This window comes from Myxococcus sp. XM-1-1-1, from assembly GCF_020037095.1.
In the GTDB taxonomy this organism is placed as follows: domain Bacteria; phylum Myxococcota; class Myxococcia; order Myxococcales; family Myxococcaceae; genus Myxococcus; species Myxococcus fulvus.
Genome location: NZ_JAIQDH010000003.1, coordinates 203,255 through 220,336, shown reverse-complemented (window position 1 = coordinate 220,336; position 17,082 = coordinate 203,255). Strand labels below are relative to the sequence as shown.

The following is a 17,082-nucleotide window of genomic DNA, read 5'->3' as shown; positions in this document are numbered from 1 at the left end:
ATGGCGACGAAGAAGGAAAGCTACACAGGCGCGGACATCCAGGTCCTCGAGGGCCTGGAGCCGGTGCGCAAGCGCCCGGCCATGTACATCGGCGGCACCGACAGCACCGGTTATCACCACCTGCTGTGGGAGATCCTCGACAACTCGGTGGACGAGGTCATCAACAGCCACGCCACCACCGTCGAGGTCGTGCTCCACAAGGATGGCCGCAGCATCACCGTGGTGGACAACGGGCGCGGCATCCCCGTGGACATCATGCCCAAGCTCAAGAAGCCCGCCGTGGAGGTCATCCTCACGACGCTGCACGCGGGCGGCAAGTTCGAGCAGGGCAACTACATCCACTCCGGCGGTCTGCACGGCGTGGGCAGCTCGGTGGTCAACGCGCTCGCGCGCAAGCTGACGATTGAAATCAAGCGCGACGGCAAGAAGTACGTCCAGACGTACGCGCGCGGCAAGGCCACCAGCCAGCTGAAGGTGGACGGCGCCGCCCGCGGCACCGGCACCTCCATCACCTTCGAGCCGGACCCGGAGATCTTCGGCGAGAAGCTGAAGTTCGACGCGGAGCTGGTGCGCGAGCGGCTGGAGGCCAAGAGCTACCTGCACAAGGGGATGACGGTCATCTGGAAGGATGAGACCGCCAGCCCCGCGACGTCCGTCACGTACAAGCACGACGGCGGCATCGCCGAGTACCTCACCAAGGTGGTGGCCGAGCGGCAGAAGCCCCTGGTGCCGGCGGGCAGCGCCACGTTCTACCACTCGCGCGACAACGGCGTGCGGCTGGAGGCGTCGCTGGGCTGGACGGAGGCCACCGACGAGCACATCCGCTCGTACGTCAACGGCATCCCCACCAACATGGGCGGCACCCACGAGGCGGGCCTGCGCGGCGCCGTCGTCAAGGCGGTGCGCAACTACATCGAGACGCACGACCTGACGCCCAAGGGCGTGTCGCTCACCGCGGAGGACATCCGCGAGGGCATCACCGCGATTCTGTCCGTCTACGTGGTGGAGCCGCAGTTCCAGGGGCAGACGAAGTCGCGTCTGAACAACCCCGAGGTGACGGCCCAGGTGGACGGCGTGCTGCGCCCCGCCCTGGAGAAGTGGCTCAACGACAACAAGAGCGTCGCCGAGGCGGTGGTGGCCCGCATCATCCTGGCCGCCCGCGCCCGCGAGGCCAGCCGCGCCGCGTCCCAGGCCGTCAGCCGCAAGACGGCCGTCAGCCACCGGCTCAACCTGCCGGGCAAGCTGGCGGACTGCTCGTCCACGGACCCCAACGTCAGCGAGCTGTTCCTGGTCGAGGGTGACTCCGCAGGCGGCTCCGCCAAGCAGGGCCGGGACAGGCGCACCCAGGCCATCCTCCCGCTGCGCGGCAAGGTGCTCAACGCGGAGCAGGCGTCCACGGACAAGGTCGCCGGCAACAAGGAGCTCCAGGACATCGTCAGCGCGCTGGGCTGCGGCATCGGGGCGGACTTCGACATCTCCAAGCTGAGATACGGCCGCGTGTTCCTGCTGATGGACGCCGACAGCGACGGCCACCACATCGCCACGCTGCTGCTCACCTTCTTCTACCGCCACCTGCGCCCGCTCATCGAGAGCGGCGCCATCCACATCGCCCAGCCGCCCCTGTTCCGCGTGGACATCGGCAAGGAGACGTACTGGGCGCTGGACGAGGCGGACCGCGACCGCATCATCCGCGAGAAGGTCAAGGGCAACGCCAAGCCCAACATCATGCGGTTCAAGGGTCTGGGCGAGATGACGGCCGACGAGCTCAAGCAGACCACCCTGGACGTGAAGAACCGGATGAGCCTGCGGGTCACCATCGACAACCCCATCGAGACGGACCGCGTCATCAATGACCTGATGGGCCGGGACGTGAGCGCCCGCTTCCGGTTCATCATGGAGCGCGCCGGCGAGGTCGAGGCGCTGGACGTCTAGCCATCCGTCATCCTGCCGCGAGTCCCCGCCACCCCGGGTGTTGCCCCGAGGGCCGAGGCGGGGGCTCGTGACGGCCCTTTCTAGCTCGGCTAGATTCCGACGCCGTGAACACCTTTCGCCGACTCGCCCTGCTGCTCACGCTGCTGTTGGCCGTCCTCCCCGCCCACGCCCAGACGACGCGCAAGAAGGCCGCGCGCAAGAAGGCCACCCCTTCCAGCAAGGTGGTGAAGGCGAAGAAGAAGAAGCCCGGCATCAAGGGCCAGAAGAGCCCGGTCACCGCCGAGCCGACGGACGTCCAGGACGTCGAGTCGCCGCAGCCGCTCGTCTTCGGTGAGCCCGAGCAGCCCACGCCCCCGGAGAAGCCCGTCGGCACGGACAAGCCCACGGTGGCCACGCCCGTGCCGCCTCCGGCGACGAAGCCCCACGAGCCCGTCAATCCCAACGCGCGGCCCTCGCTGGCGAACACCCCCGCGGTGGCGTCCGGCACGGTGGCGCTGTTCTCGGTGGCCCGCACGCCGGCCGCCTCCGACGCCGCTGCCCGCCTGGAGGGGGAGCTGACGAGGCACCTGCAGCGCGGCGGGGACATCCCGTTCGTGGACCTGGGCACGGCCTTCCCTCCCCCGGAGCCGACGCCGCTGACGCAGGCGGATGGCCTCTACGACGAGGGCCGGGCCGCGTACGACAACCTGGACCCGGAGGCCGCGGAGACGAAGTTCCGCGCCGCCGCGGAGGCGTACGAGAAGTCCCCCGGCGATTTCCGCCCGGAGCGGCTGGGTGAGACGTACCTCTTCCTGGGCGCCGCCAGGCTGCTCAACGGCGACGCCGCGGGCGCGAAGGCGGCGTTCGTGCGCGCCGCGGTGGCCGAGCCCTCCACCCGTCCGGACAAGGCGCTCTTCGGCCAGGACGTGCAGAAGGCCTTCGAGGACGCCCGCGCCGAGGTGGGCGCGCGCCCCGCCGGCACGCTGGTGGTGGAGTCCAAGCCCGCGGGCGCCAAGGTGAGCGTGCGCGGCCAGGAGCTGGGCGTGACGCCGCTGAGGGGCGTGACGGTCCCCGCCGGCCACCACGCCGTGGTGGTGACGCTGCCGGGCCACACGCCCCACGCCGAGTACACGGAGGTGAAGTCCGGCGCGAGCGCGCAGGTGAAGGCGGAGCTCAGCCCCGGGCCGGGCCTGACGGCCATCCGCGACGCCTCCGTGCGCGCAGGTTCCCAGGCCGCCTTCGACAGCGAGACCTTGCCGCCGGACACCGCCGCCATCGCCGACCGGCTGGATGCGCGCTACGTGGTGGTGGCCGCCGTGTCGCAGGACAAGAAGGGCCGGCTCAAGGCGGAGCTCCAGGCGTGGGACGTGCGCACCCAGGCGCGGCTGCGCGGCGTGGACATCGACCTGTCGGGCCGCGAGCGCGACCAGAGCCCGGAGGCCGCCGCCCAGCAGGCGCGCGACTTCATCCAGGGCGCCATCTCCCCGCGCGTCGCCGAGAGCGGCGCGTCCGGCCAGTCCCTGCTCAAGCGGCCCTGGTTCTGGGCCGTCGTCGGAGGCGCCGCGGCCGTCACGGCGGGCGCCGTCTTCGTGGCGACCCAGGACAAGGGCCGCCCGTTCAACCCCATCACCGGAGGAACAGGCTTCTGAGCTCCGGGTTGAATGACGGTTCGCCCGCTCGCGTCGCTCGTTTCTGAGGTTACCCCATGAGAGCCCTCGTCCTCGCCCTGCTTCCCTCGCTCGCCCTGGCGGCGTCCCCCGCACCCGCGCGGCGCGCCACCAGCCTCCTCATCCCCATGGACCCCGCGGCCGAGTCCGGCAGCGTGAAGATGGAGGGCTACATGAACGAGGCGCTGGGGAACTTCGCCGGGTTCACCGTCCGCAAATCCGAGGAGATCTTCGGCCTGCCCGCCGACCCCAACGCCCAGTCGGCGATGGAGCGCGCGCGCAAGGGCTACTCGGAGAGCGCCGCCGCCTTCGACAAGAAGGAGTACGACGACGCGGAGACGAAGGTGCGCGCCACGCTCAAGGAGCTGCAGAACGCTCCGGCGGCCATGCGCGGCTGCTCGCCTCTGTGCGAGTCGCTGGCGCTGTACGCGGCGCTGTTGCACCTGCGCGGTGACGTGGAGGAGGCGAAGCTGGTCCTCATCGACCTCATCGCCGTGTCCCCCACCTTCGAGCTCAACCCCAAGCGCTTCAGCCGGGACTTCATCGCCCTGCGCGTGCAGGTGGCCACCGGGCGCACGTCCCAGCTGCGCGGCAGCGCCACGGTGAAGTCGCGCCCCGCCGGCGCCCGCGTCTACGTGGACGGGGAGATGGCCGGGTACACGCCGGTGACGATTCCCGCGCTGACGGTGGGCAAGCACCTGCTGCGCGTCGAGCGGCCCGGCTTCCGCCAGTACGGCCAGCTCATGGAGGTGACGCCGGATGACGTGGAGGTGAGCACGGAGCTGGTGCCCACGGCCGCGTACAAGGCCTATGACGCGCAGCTGGACCGGGTGGCCAGCGAGGTGTCGCGCGGCATCAGCCAGGCCAACGGCGTCGCGGGGCTGGGCAAGTCGCTGGGCCTGGAGCGGGCCATGGTGGGCACGGTGAGGAGCCACGGCGAGGGCACCGAGCTCATCCTGGGCTACTACGACCTGCGCAACGGCCGGAAGCTGGGCGGCCGGCGCGTGGTGCTCCAGGGCGACGAGTTCGGTCAGCTCAAGTCGGAGATGGAGCGCATGGTGAATCAGCTGGTGAACACCAGCGAGGGCGGCGGGGAGAAGGTGGTGCGCAGCTCGGATCCGCTCGACAACCGGGGCGGCACCGAGGACTGGGGCGCCGAGGACCGCGGCGGCCGGACGCGCAAGCAGGAGAAGGCGAAGAAGCCCGGGGATGATCCGCTCGACGGGGTGTCTGGAACCGAGGACTGGTGACACGAGGCGCTTGTCCCCGGACGGGCGATGCCTAGAGTCCGGGGCTCTATGCGCCTGCTCGCCCTCCTGCTGCTCCCATCGCTCGCGCTCGCCCAGACGAGCTCCATCGTCCAGGCCCCCCTGCCCTCACGGGGGCTGACGTTGCCACCCACCGGCGCCGCGCTGGTGGACGAAGCCACGGCCCTGTCGCTCAACCCCGCGGGCCTGGGCTTCGTGCGCTCCGGTCAATTGTTCTACCTGCACGAGCGCAACCTCGAGCAGGACAGCACCGCCGACGGCGTCTTCCTGGGCGCGAAGCTGTTGGGCCTGGGCCTGGGCGCGTCGATGGAGTGGATGCGCCCCCGCCACGGGCCGGACTACCGGCGCACGTCACTGGGACTGTCCCTGGGTGCCCCCACGCTGCAGTTGGGCGCGTCCTGGCACACGTTCGGCTCGGACGACGAGGACGTGGACTCGCTGGACACCTTCGACGTGGGCCTCACCGCCCGGCCCGCCCGCTACCTGTCGCTGGCGGCGGTGGCCAGGAACCTCAACGCCCCACGGGAGGGCGCCTTCAAGATTGAGCGCGCGTACGACTTCGGCCTGGGCCTACGCCCGCTGGGCGAGCGCTTCACCCTGGGCGTGGACTGGCTCTTCTCGGAGGGGGCCTTCCGCCAGGGGCAGGCCACGTACACGCTGCAGGCGGAGGTGATTCCGGGCCTGCGGCTGGGCGGCGGCGTGTCCCACGGCTTCGTCGACGCGGTGCCCCTGGCGCTCCAGCTGGCCGTCACGGTGGACACCGGCCACCTGGGCCTCACCTACGCGGCGGGCGGCGGGGAGAACGGCACGAACCACGTGGCGCAGGTGCGCCTGTCCACGGAGAACTACCGCTCGCTGCGGCCGCCCGGCGGCGTGGTGACGATGCTGGACCTCAACGACGTGCTGGCGGGCGGCGGCAGTCCGCTGCTGTCGCTCTTGGGCGTGAGCGAGGCGGACCCGTTCCTCCGGCTGTCGCGGTGGCTGGACCTGGCGGCGAAGGACGAGCGGCTGTCGGGCGTGGTGCTGAAGATGGAGGGCCTGCCCGGCGTGGACTGGGGCAAGGCGGAGGAGCTGCGCCAGGCGGTGCTGCGGCTGCGCGCGTCCGGCAAGCGGGTGATGGCGGTGCTGCTGTCGGCGGATGACCTGGGCTACTTCGTGGCGTCCGCCGCCGAGCGCGTCTACGCGCTCCCCGAGTCGTCGCTGCCCATCAACGGCCTGGCCGCGAGCCTGCAGACGTACGGCGGGACGATGCAGAAGCTGGGCGTGACGTGGGACGTGGCGCGGGTGGGCAAGTACAAGACGGCGCCCGAGCAGCTCACCCTCACCGAGCCGAGCGAGGCCTCGCGCGAGGTGGTGAACGCCTACCTGGACAACGAGGTGGCCTGGTACGAGCGCGCCGTCACCCAGGCTCGCAACGTGCCGGTGGAGAAGCTGCACGAGCTGTGGGCCGCGGGGCTTGCCACGCCGCAGCTGGCGCTGAAGCTGGGCTTCCTGGACGGCCTCATCCTTCCCTCGGAGCTGGACGGCAAGGTGCGCGAGCTGGTGCCGGGCGGGCGCTTCAGCGCCACGTACGCGCCGCGCGACGAGCGCGAGGGCCGCTGGGGCACGCGCCGCCGCGTCGCGGTGGTGCCGGTGCTGGGGACGATTGCCGGCGGCAAGAGCCGCGAGGACCCGCTGGGCTTCAGCCGCATCGCCGGGGCGGAGACGGTGGTGCGGGCGCTGGAGGCGGCGAAGTCGGACCCGTCCGTGGTGGCCATCGTGCTGCGCGTGGACTCGGGCGGCGGCGAGGTGCTGGCCTCGTACCTGATGTACCAGGCGGTGGTGGACGCGGCGAAGGTGAAGCCCGTCATCGCCTCCATGGGCGACGCGGCGGCCTCCGGCGGCTACTACGCGGCCATGGGCGCCACGGAGGTGCTCGCGCTGCCCACGACGATCACCGGCAGCATCGGCGTCTTCTACTTCAAGCCCGCGCTGGAGGGCCTGTTGGGCGAGAAGCTCGGCGTGAGCCAGCAGACCCTCTCGCGCTCGCCCATGGCGGACGTCTTCGGCATGTGGAAGGCGTGGACGCCCGAGCAGCAGGCCGCGGTGCAGCAGTGGGTGGACACGTCCTATGACATGTTCATCACCGAGGTCGCCAAGGTGCGCAAGAAGGACAAGGCGGAGGTGGACGCCGTGGCGCGCGGCCGGGTGTGGAGCGGCAATGACGCCCTGGCGCGCGGGCTGGTGGACCGGCTGGGCGGCCTGCAGGACGCGGTGGAGTCGGCCCGCCGCCACGCGGGCGTCCCGGCGTCGGAGGAGCTGGACCTGGTGCTGATGGGCGAGGCGCGCGGCTTCTTCTCCAGCCTGGGTGGGGAGCCGGGCGTGCAGGCGGCGCTCGCCCTGCTGCCCGCTCCGGTGGAGCCCTTCCCGTCCGCCCTGCGGGAGCTGGCGCGGCAGGCGGGCGTGGACCTGGAGATGCTGCGCCCGGGGATGAAGGCGATGATGCCCTTCACCCTCACCGTCCGCTGAGCAACCCCCAGGCGGGCCGCGGGGTCGGCCCGCCAACACCGGGTGAAAAAACCGGGAGCGCCGCGAGGCTCCTCTGTTAGTGTTGTCTCCGCACCCCGGTCGGCCTTGGGCCACCAGGGTGTTCCAGGGACCGGCGGTTCGGCCTTTCGCGTATCTCGAAGGCCCCGCGCCCGGCTTCCTGTCCCACAGCCTGAGTCACCCTGCGTCCCCCCGCCCTCCCCTCGGGATGGCCCGTGAGGGGCGCACACGGTCTGGAAACCTCATGAGCGAAAACTCCGATAACCGCGACCCCCGTGATGCCACCCCGCCGCCCGCGGCTGCCCGTCCCGTCCCTCCTCCCGAGGCGGATGACGACGGCGACGAAGGCGACGACGAGGGTGGCGACGAGGGCGAAGGCGGAGGCGCCTCCGCGTCGGGCGGCCAGCCCGGCCAGCCCGGTCAGCCCGGGGGACGCCGCCGCCGTCGGCGCCGTCGTCGTCGTGGCGCGCAGGTGCTCTTCACGCCGGAGGGTCAGGCGTACCGCATGACGGCGGGCCCGGACGGCCAGCAGGTCCAGGTCTTCCTGACGCCGCAGGAGCTGGAGCAGTACAAGCAGCGCCAGGCGCAGCAGCAACAGCAGGGCCAGCAGCAGCCCCAGCAACAGCAGCAGCATCAGGGCCACGGCGGCGGCCAGCAGCATCAGCGCCAGCACCACGGCGGCCAGGGTCAGGCGCAGCAGCAGTCCAACCTGGCGCCGGTGGAGGGCGTGCTGGACACCGAGGTCAAGGGGCCCAACGCGTTCCTGCGCCAGCTCAAGCGCAACCTGCTGGCGGCGCCGGACGACCCGGAGCTGCCCAAGAACCTGGTGCAGAAGCTGCGGCTGCGTCAGGGCCAGTACCTGACGGCCTTCGCGCAGATGCGCGGCAACAAGGGCATCATCCAGAAGGTGGACACGGTGGACGGCCGCCCGCTGGAGGGCGTGTCCCGGCTGCCGCACTTCGCGGACCTGACGTCGGTGGACCCCACCGAGCGGCTCAAGCTGGAGAACGGTCACAAGGAGATGGTGACCCGGGTGCTGGACCTCATCTCGCCCATCGGCAAGGGACAGCGCGCGCTCATCGTCGCGCCCCCGAAGACGGGCAAGACCATCATGCTCCAGCGCATCGCCCAGGCGGTCATCTCCAACCACCCGGAGGCGCACGTCATGGTGGTGCTCATCGACGAGCGGCCCGAGGAAGTGACGGACATGCGCCGCAGCATCAAGGCGGAGGTGCTCGCGTCCAGCTCGGACCGGCCCACCGGGGACCACCTCAAGGTGGCGGAGCTGGCGCTGGAGCGCGCCCGGCGCCTGGTGGAGACGGGCAAGGACGTGGTCATCCTGCTGGACTCGATTACACGGCTGGCGCGCGCCTTCAACAAGGAGGTCGACAACTCCGGCCGCACCATGTCCGGCGGCGTGGACAGCCGCGCGCTGGAGCGCCCCAAGCGCATCTTCGGCGCCGCGCGGGCGACCGAGGAGGCGGGCTCGCTCACCATCATCGGCACGGCGCTCATCGACACCGGCAGCCGCATGGACGAGGTCATCTTCGAGGAGTTCAAGGGCACGGGTAACTCCGAGGTCACCCTGGACCGCCTGCTCGCCGAGAAGCGCGTCTTCCCCGCGGTCAACATCGCCCAGTCCGGCACGCGCAAGGAGGAGAAGCTCTTCACCCAGCGCGAGTACGAGAAGGTGAAGAAGCTGCGGCAGATGCTCTTCGCGGTGAAGCCCGTGGAGGCGATGGAGGCCCTGGTGAAGCGGCTGTCGCGCTACACCTACAACGACGAGTTCCTCGACGAGCTCTGAGCCGCGCGCTGGGGGTGGTGTGGCGGGCCCGGCTCTGCTTAAGGTGGCGGCATGATTCAGGGCTCGGGCCGCTGCCACTACCACCCGGAGCGCGCCGGCCTCGGTGTCTGCGTGGAGTGCCGGCGGGTCATCTGCCGGGAGTGCACCACGCAGTTCGAGGGCATCAACCGCTGCGCGAGCTGCCTGGGGCGACGCCTCCAGGCGCTCGAGGGCCCCGCCGAGCGACGCGAGTGGACGGTCGGCAGCGGCCTGCTCGCCGTGGCGGGCCTGGGCATCGTCTGGGGGGCGGTCTACATGACGCTCCACCTGGTGATGGGCTGAGCCATGGCCGTCTCCGCGCTCGAGTTGCGGCCCCGGAACGCCATCGCGGTGATGGACGCGGCGCTGCGCCTGTGCGCCCGGAGCACGGGCGTCTGGGCCCTCACGCTGCCGGGGGGCGCCGCCGTCATCGCGTCCGTGCTGTACCTGGCGGAGGCGGCGCGGATGGGGCACTCGCTGGTGCTGCCGTCGCTGGCGTTCACCCTCGCGTGGTTCGCGCGGGGCGTGGGCCAGAGCGCGGCCGCGCACCATGTGCAGGCGGTGTTGCTGGGCCCGGCGGAGCCCACCACGTGGGCTTCGCTGAAGGCGGTGCTGGCGAGGCTGCCCTCGGTCTTCGTCGCGGTGGCGTACCTCTTCGTCTTCAACTGGCTGCTGTTCAACCTGACGCTGGGCATCGCGTTCTTCGTCGTGTCGGCGCAGAGCGTGGGCTACGCGGCGGTGATGGAGGGGCGCGGCTCGGTGCTGCGGCTGTACGGGCAGTGCTCGCGGCTCCTGGGCCCGGCGCGAGGCACGGCGCTGAAGGTGCGCTTCCTCATGTCCGTGCAGGTGCTGGTGTTCTTCAACCTGCACATCGGCCTGAACTTCCTGCTCATGATGGCGCGCAAGCTGTTGGGCGTGGACCTGACGTTCGCGGAGCGTTACGCCTCGCTGGACAACATGCCGTGGCTGCTGTTCCTGGCCGCCCTCACCTTCACGCTGTTCGAGCCCGTGCGCGCCGCGACGGCCACGCTGCTGCTCGTCGACGGGCGCGTGCGCCAGGAGGGGTTGGACCTGCTGGCCGCGGCGCAGCAGCTGCCCCCGCGCTCCACGGGCAAGCCCCTGGGACAGCGGAGCGCGGCGATGCTCGCGGTGGTGTTGGGGCTGGGGCTGCTGACGGGCACGCCGGCGCGGGCGCAGGAGGACGCGCCTCGCGCGCCGGTGACGTCGAGCCGCGAGGCCGTGCGTCGGCTGGGCCAGGTGGCCACGGTGTGCGAGGGCGCGGGTCCGGAGGAGGACGCGCGCTTCGAGAAGCTGGGGGCGCTGGGGACGGGTGAGCGCGGCAAGCTGGACCGGCTGGTGCGCGCGGTGGAGCGGCAGGCCTACGACGACGAGGACTGTGACTCGGCGCTCGGCACGCTGGAGCAGGGGCTGGAGCAGGGCTCGCGGACGGTGCAGGCGCAGGCGGCCGTGGATGCGCGACAGGCCTCGGCGCGGGCGCGGGACATCCTGGCGCGGCCGGAGTTCGCGGTGGCGCCGCCGGTGGAGAAGGCCGCCGAGGAGCCCCCGGAGCCAACCCAGCCTCCCGACTGGTGGCGCCGCTTCACGACCTGGCTGGGGGAGTTCCTCAAGAAGCTCTTCGAGCGGGACGAGGCGCCGCCCACGCGGAACTTCACGCCGCCCGTCGTGTCCGGTGGCGCCGTGGCCAACACGCTGGTGGTGGTCATCGCGACGCTGACGGTGGCGGTGCTGCTGTATGTGCTCTGGAGCGCGCTGAAGAAGAACGTGCGCCGCAAGGCGGGCGAGGGGCTGGAGGTGTCCACCCTGGACGCCTCGACGCTCGCGGGGGACGCGGGCCATGCGCTGTCGCGTCCGCCGGAGGGCTGGGCGCAGCTCGCGGACGAGCTGGCCGCGAAGGGCGAGTATCGCGAGGCGGTGCGCAGCCTCTACCTGGCACTGCTGTCCCGACTGCACCGCGACGGCGCGATCCTCTACGACGTGACGCTGTCCAACTGGGACTACCTGAGCCAGTTCAAGGGGCGCATGGAGTGGAAGCCCCGCTTCCGGGAGCTGACGCTGCGCTTCGACTTCGCGTGGTACGGCAACACGCCGGTGGGCAGCAGCGGCTACCAGGAGTTCCGCGCCCTCAGCGCGCCGATGCTCGCCGCCCCCACGCCCCAGGAGGCCGCCGGTGCGTGACCGCCGCCTCGAGCTGATGGTGGGCCATGGGGTGCTCGCCGTGGTCAGTACGTCGATGCGCACCGCGCGCCCTCGCCGGGAGGCCGCCGGTGCGTGACCGCCTCCCATTGCTCGCGGTGGGCGGCCTGGTGCTCACCGTGGTGCTCGGTTCGATGCTGATCTCGAGCGCGCGTCGTGGCGAGTTCGCCGACACGCTGTCCACCTACCGCGCGCAGGAAGATGGCGCGCGCGCGCTGTACCTCCTGGCGGAGGAGAGCGGCCTGCCGGTGACTCGCCGCATGGCGGACCTGCGCATCGGCACGACGGGCTCGACGACACCGGTGCTGCTCGCGGTGGAGGTGCAGGGCGCTCGCGAGGATGACCTGGAGCAGACGCAGCTCGCCGCCGAGCCGGACGCCGGTCTGGGTGACGAGGACGTGCCGCACACGGGCTTCAACACCTTCCGCGCCAGCGCACTCGACGACCGCGAGGTGACGGAGCTGCTCACGCACGTGTCCGCGGGCGGCTCCGCCGTCTACGTCCCCTGGGGCTCGCGGGAGAACCCGCTGCTCGACGCCTTGAGCGTGAAGCTCATCAAGGCCGACACGACGCTGCCCATGCGCACGCTGGTGCCCCCCTTCCCCTCCCCCTACACGCTCGGCGTGGAGCGGGTGGAGGTGAAGGTGCAGGCGTACCTGGAGCTGCCGACGACCGCGGTGCCGGTCCTCGAGGACGAGCGCCTGGGACGCATGGTGGCGGCGGTAGTGCCTCACGGCCAGGGCCGGGTGCTGGTGCTGGGCGCACCGGAGCTGGCGATGAACGTGGCGCTGTCGCGCGCGGACAACGCGCAGTTCTGGCTCTCCGCCCTGGCGGCGCTGGGCCCCGGCCCGTACGAGTTCGACGAGTTCCACCACGGCTTCACCAACGAGCGCTCCGTCGTCGACTTCGCGCGCCGCTACGGCCTGCACTTCGCGGTGCTCCAGCTGCTCGCGGGCGTGGCGCTGTGGTCCGTGGCGCTCAAGCGCTTCGGCCGCCCCCGCCCTCCGCCCGAGTCCGTGCGCGTGGGCGCCACCGATGCCCTGTTCGCCATGGCGCGGCTGTACCGCGAGGGACGCCACCACGGCTTCGCGGCGAAGCTGGTCGCCCGAGGGCTCACCCAGGAGTTCGCGCTGCACGCGGGCCTGCCCGCGCACGCGGCGCCCAAGGCCGTCTCGGAGGCGCTGCAGGAGCGCGGCCGGGAGGACCTCGCGCGCGGCCTGCGCGAAGTGGTCGGCCGGGCCGACACGGTGAACAACGACTCCGACCTCCAGCAGCTCACCGCGCGAGCGGCCACGCTGCGGCAAGGTCTCCACCCCGCCGGCCAGGCCCGGCGCAGCACTTCCGGTACCCCATGAACGCGAACGACCCCGCCTCCCCGCTCGTCCAGACCGGCTCCGCCGTGCAGGCCGCCCATGCCATCCGCGAGGGCGTGCTGCGCGAGGTGCGCAAGGCCGTGGTGGGCCAGGACGAGGTGCTGGAGCTGATGCTCTGCGGCCTCATCGCCGGCGGCCACGTGCTGCTGGAGGGCGTGCCCGGCGTGGCCAAGACGCTGATGGCCAAGGCGCTCGCGCGCAGCATCGGCTCGGACTTCAAGCGCATCCAGTTCACCCCGGACCTGATGCCCGCGGACATCCTGGGCACCAGCGTGTTCGACTTGAAGTCCCAGGGCTTCGTGCTCGTGAAGGGCCCCATCTTCACGGACCTGCTGCTGGCCGATGAAATCAACCGCGCCCCGGCCAAGACGCAGTCCGCGCTGCTGGAGGCCATGCAGGAGCGCGGCGTCTCGCTCGAGGGCCGAAACCTGCCGCTGTCCCCCCTCTTCACGGTGTTCGCCACGCAGAACCCGGTGGAGTCGGAGGGCACGTACCCGCTGCCCGAGGCGCAGCTGGACCGCTTCCTCCTGAAGATCGACGTGGGCTACCCCGCGCCCGAGGAGGAGGACGCCATCCTCGCCTCCGTGCACCGCGGCTTCGACGCCGGCGACCTGGCGCGCGCGGGGGTGCGCCCGGCGGTGACGAAGGAGGGCCTCCTGGGTGCGCGCGCCGCGCTCAACGAGGTCAACGTGGAGCCGCCGGTGCTGGGCTACATCCGCAAGCTGGTGGCGGCGACGCGGACCTCCAGTCGCATCCGCCTGGGCGCGGGTCCTCGCGCGGGCGTGCACCTCTTGCTCGCGTCCAAGGCCCTGGCCGCCCTGCGCGGGCGCAACTTCGTCACGCCGGACGACGTGCGCTTCCTGGCGGGCCCCGTGCTGAAGCACCGGCTGCTGCTGTCGCCGGACGCGGAGCTGGACGGAGCCACGCCGTCGGACGTGCTGCGCGAGGTGGTGCAGGCGGTGGAGGTCCCCCGGTGATTCCGACCGGGCGCCTCTGGGCGCTGTTCGCGCTGCTGGCCGTGCCCATGATGGCCGCGGGGTTCTTCCCCGGCCTGGGCGGCGCCGTGCTGGCGTTGGACGCGCTGGCCCTGGCGCTCGCCGTGCTGGACTTCCTGTGGGCGCGCGCGGTGCGGCTGGAGGCGCGGCGCGTGTTGCCGCAGCGGCTCAACGTGGGCGTGCCCAACAAGGTGGAGCTGCGGCTGGTGCACCGGGGCGGCCGGACGGCCCGGGTGCGCGTCAAGGACGGCGTGCCGGAGTCCTTCACCGCCGTGCCCGACGAGGCCACGCTGGAGCTGCCCCCGGACAGCGAGACGCGCTGGGTGTACCGGGTGACGCCCGCGAGGCGAGGCCGCTTCGACTTCACGGAGGTGACCGCGCGCGTGTCGGGCCCGCTGGGGCTCGTCCTCCACGAGCGCGTGTTCCCCACCACGCAGACCCTCTCGGTGTACCCGGACCTGCGAGGCGCCAGCCGACTGCTCCTGTCCGGCGCCGCGCTGGACCTGGTGAACCTGGGCCTGCGGCAACTTCGCCGTGACGGACGCGGCAGTGAGTTCGCGCGACTGCGCGACTACGCGCAGGGAGACAGCGCGCGCGACGTGGACTGGAAGGCCACGGCCCGTCGCGGACGGCCGGTGACGCGGGTACTGGAGTCGGAGCGCTCGCAGTCCATCCTCATCTGCGTGGACGCGGGCCGCTCCATGGCCGCGCAGGTGGACGGGCTCACCAAGCTGGACCACGCGGTGAACGCCGCGCTCTTCCTCGCCTTCGTCGCCGTGCGCAACGGAGACCGGGTGGGGCTCGCCGTCTTCGCGGATGGCGTGAAGACGTACCTGCCTCCCGCGGCGGGGCGCACGCAGTACCGGAAGATGGTGGACGCGCTCTACTCCACGACGCCCAGCCTCACGTACGTGGACTACCTCGCCCTCTTCAAGGAGCTGAACGTCCGCCTCACGCGGCGCAGCCTGCTGTGCGTCTTCACGGACTTCCTCGACGAGGAGCAGGCGTCCACCATGGTGGCCCCGCTCCACCGGCTCGCGCGGCGGCACGTGCCCCTGTGCCTGTCGGTCAAGGACACCGCGCTGCAGAAGCTCCTGCGCACACCGCCTCCGGGCCCCGAGGAGTCTTTCCAGCACGCGGTGGCCTCGGAGCTGCTCACGGACCGCGAGGTGCTCAAGGCGCGGGTGAGCCAGGGTGGCGTGCAGATGCTCGACGTGCAGCCGGATGACCTGAGCCTCGCGGCCGTCAACCGCTACCTCGACATCAAGGCCCGGGGCGTCCTCTAACCCCGCCATGCACCCGCTCTTTCAATCCGGCGACGTCGCCGCGCACCGCATCGGCGACGCCGAGGCCGAGCGCTTCCAGCCGCTGATGGAGCGCTGCGAGGACTTCTTCCGTCTGTGCTACGGCCGCCCCGCGCGTGCGGACGAGGCCCTTCGACTCACCCTGGAGCGTCCTCCTGGCGTGACGCCCGAGGAGGGGCACCTGCTCGCCCTCGTGGACCCGACGGGCGCGTGGGTGGGCCTCTTCGAGGGGCTCCAGGACTTCCCGACGCGAGGCGAGGCGTACCTCGGCCTGCTGCTCCTGGAGCCCGGGGCGCGGGGACACGGGCTGGGCGCGGGGTTGCTCGCGGGCTACGAGGACTGGCTGCGCGCCTCGGGCCAGCACGTGCTGCGCGTGGGCGTGGCCGAGCCCAACCCGGCGGCGCTGCGCTTCTGGACGCGCGAGGGCTTCCAGCCGGAGACGTGGGTGGGGCCGATGGCGCTGGGCGAGCTGAGCTACCGCGTCCTCAGGATGCGGAAGACACTGACGGAACCGGCAGCCACCCCGTGAAGCGGGTGTCGGTGTCGTTGCCGCGCACCAGGTGCAGGCCCCGCTTGAAGAGCGCGTAGACGCGGAAGAAGGACTCCAGTCCCGCGCGCTCGGCGGCGCTCATCGGGGCCGCGCCGCAAATCACCTTCGGGTCGCCCCGCCCCGAGTCGACGAAGCCCAGCACGCCCACCACCGGCAGCCGCACCCGCTGCCCGCGAGCGAGCCGCGCGCCCAGCACCACCGCGTCGAGCGGGTCTCCATCATCCGCCACGAGCCCCGGGATGCTGCCGTAGTTGTACGGACACGGCACCGGCGACACGAAGTCCACCGAGCCATCCGCCCGCCGCTTCACGAACGAGAAGCGGGGGCACTCGATGAGGACCTCGGGCAGGGGCGGCAGCGGGGGCAGGAGCAGCACCCGCCCCGTGTAGCACGGCCCCGTCGCCCACGATGCCCGTCAGGACGCCGGGGGAGCGTCCGGGCCCGGCCCGGCCGGGTGGGAGTCTCGGAGCCAGTCCGAGAACAGGTACGCATAGACGCCCGAGCCCACCACCAGGGCGAACGTCACCTTGAAGGCCACCGACAGCCTGGGCGGATGGATCTGCGACACGGTGCCCTCGATGAAGCCCGCGAGCACGAACAGCGCGAGCGTCCCGAACAGCAGCTTCACCGCCGTCACCGCCTCCAGGCGCAGCGCCTGTCCCCGGGTGAGACCCTTGGGGGCCACCAGCCCGCGCGCGATGACGAGCCCCGCCGCGCCCGCGATGCAGATGGCCGTCACCTCGGGGATGCCGTGCGGGAGGATCCACGCCCAGAACCAGCCGGCCATGCCCTTCGCCGCGTACACCTGCGCCAGCGCCCCCAGGAACAGTCCATTGACGAACAGCATGATGGCCGTGCCCAACCCCAGCGTCACGCCCAGGGCGAAGGCCAGGAAGGCCACCTGGATGTTGTGCGTGAAGAGGTACGATGAGAAATGGGCCTGCTGGTCGGCCGTCATCCCCTCGCCCTTCGCCTCGTCGGCGGCGCGCTGGACGGGGTCCAGGTCCAGGTGCTCGGCGGGCACCAGGTAGTGCGCCGCCTCCGGGTCCACCAGCATCCCCAGGTAGCCGAAGCCCCCGCCCGCGAGGAACAGCAGCACCGCGGCGAGGTACATGCGCACCTCGCGGTGGAAGAGCGCCGGGAAGCCCCGGGCCACGAAGCCCCACACGTCCGCGAACCGGGGACGCCGCCCCGGGTAGGTCAGCGCATAGGCCCGGCCCACCAAATCATTGAGGTACGCGCTCACGTCCGCCGAACCGCTGCGCGCCCGGACCCAGAGCAGGTCGCTCGACACGGCGCGGTAGAGCTTCCCCAGCGTCCGCGCGTCCTCCAGGCTCAGGCCCCGGAGGCCCCGGGTCTCCGACTGGTCCAGCAGCCGTTCGAGCTTCTCCCAGCGAGGCCGGCGCGACGCGATGAACTCCGCCATCTCCATGACGACACTCTAGCCCAGCG

At 71.8% G+C, this 17,082-nt stretch carries 13 protein-coding genes; 11 read left to right on the top strand and 2 right to left on the bottom strand.

What is annotated here, in order from left to right; all coding sequences use genetic code 11:
- From K8640_RS08585 to K8640_RS08535, 11 genes are all read left to right on the top strand, one after another.
- Positions 1–1,932 carry a type IIA DNA topoisomerase subunit B gene (locus tag K8640_RS08585; RefSeq protein WP_223746623.1) on the top strand — a complete coding sequence of 644 codons (1,932 nt, stop codon included), beginning with the start codon at positions 1–3 and terminating at the stop codon, positions 1,930–1,932.
- A 104-nt stretch (positions 1,933–2,036) separates the two neighbouring features.
- The gene (locus K8640_RS08580) at positions 2,037–3,560 is read left to right on the top strand and encodes a PEGA domain-containing protein (RefSeq protein WP_223746622.1); all 1,524 of its coding nucleotides are present in this window, start codon (positions 2,037–2,039) and stop codon (positions 3,558–3,560) included.
- Between the two features lie 56 nt (positions 3,561–3,616).
- The gene (locus tag K8640_RS08575) at positions 3,617–4,828 is read left to right on the top strand and encodes a PEGA domain-containing protein (protein ID WP_223746621.1); all 1,212 of its coding nucleotides are present in this window, start codon (positions 3,617–3,619) and stop codon (positions 4,826–4,828) included.
- 48 nt (positions 4,829–4,876) lie between these two features.
- On the top strand, positions 4,877–7,354 hold the full coding sequence (sppA, locus tag K8640_RS08570; RefSeq protein ID WP_223746620.1) for a signal peptide peptidase SppA: 2,478 nt from the start codon (positions 4,877–4,879) through the stop codon (positions 7,352–7,354).
- 262 nt (positions 7,355–7,616) lie between these two features.
- On the top strand, positions 7,617–9,176 hold the full coding sequence (gene rho / locus K8640_RS08565; RefSeq protein WP_223746619.1) for a transcription termination factor Rho: 1,560 nt from the start codon (positions 7,617–7,619) through the stop codon (positions 9,174–9,176).
- Positions 9,177–9,227: 51 nt separating this feature from the next.
- Positions 9,228–9,497: a hypothetical protein gene (locus K8640_RS08560; protein WP_223746618.1), complete on the top strand. Its 270-nt coding sequence runs from the start codon at positions 9,228–9,230 to the stop codon at positions 9,495–9,497.
- Between the two features lie 3 nt (positions 9,498–9,500).
- Positions 9,501–11,390, top strand: a complete 1,890-nt coding sequence (locus K8640_RS08555; protein WP_223746617.1) for a DUF4129 domain-containing protein — start codon at positions 9,501–9,503, stop codon at positions 11,388–11,390.
- Between the two features lie 89 nt (positions 11,391–11,479).
- Complete coding sequence (locus K8640_RS08550) at positions 11,480–12,763, top strand: DUF4350 domain-containing protein (RefSeq protein ID WP_223746616.1); 1,284 nt, start codon at positions 11,480–11,482, stop codon at positions 12,761–12,763.
- Positions 12,760–13,758, top strand: coding sequence for a MoxR family ATPase (locus K8640_RS08545; RefSeq protein WP_046712731.1), 999 nt, complete (start codon positions 12,760–12,762; stop codon positions 13,756–13,758). Before K8640_RS08550 ends, K8640_RS08545 begins: the two co-directional genes overlap by 4 nt.
- Complete coding sequence (locus tag K8640_RS08540; RefSeq protein WP_223746615.1) at positions 13,755–15,062, top strand: DUF58 domain-containing protein; 1,308 nt, start codon at positions 13,755–13,757, stop codon at positions 15,060–15,062. The genes K8640_RS08545 and K8640_RS08540 overlap by 4 nt, the downstream gene beginning before the upstream one ends.
- Before the next feature lie 7 nt (positions 15,063–15,069).
- Complete coding sequence (locus tag K8640_RS08535; RefSeq protein WP_223746614.1) at positions 15,070–15,609, top strand: N-acetyltransferase; 540 nt, start codon at positions 15,070–15,072, stop codon at positions 15,607–15,609.
- Here the strand turns inward: K8640_RS08535 and K8640_RS08530 are convergent.
- Both K8640_RS08530 and K8640_RS08525 read right to left on the bottom strand, forming a co-directional pair.
- Positions 15,566–16,006: an inorganic diphosphatase gene (locus K8640_RS08530; protein ID WP_223746613.1), complete on the bottom strand. Its 441-nt coding sequence runs from the start codon at positions 16,004–16,006 to the stop codon at positions 15,566–15,568. The genes K8640_RS08535 and K8640_RS08530 overlap by 44 nt on opposite strands.
- A gap of 39 nt (positions 16,007–16,045) precedes the next feature.
- Positions 16,046–17,062, bottom strand: coding sequence for a stage II sporulation protein M (locus K8640_RS08525; RefSeq protein ID WP_223746612.1), 1,017 nt, complete (start codon positions 17,060–17,062; stop codon positions 16,046–16,048).
- Positions 17,063–17,082 lie beyond the last annotated feature (20 nt).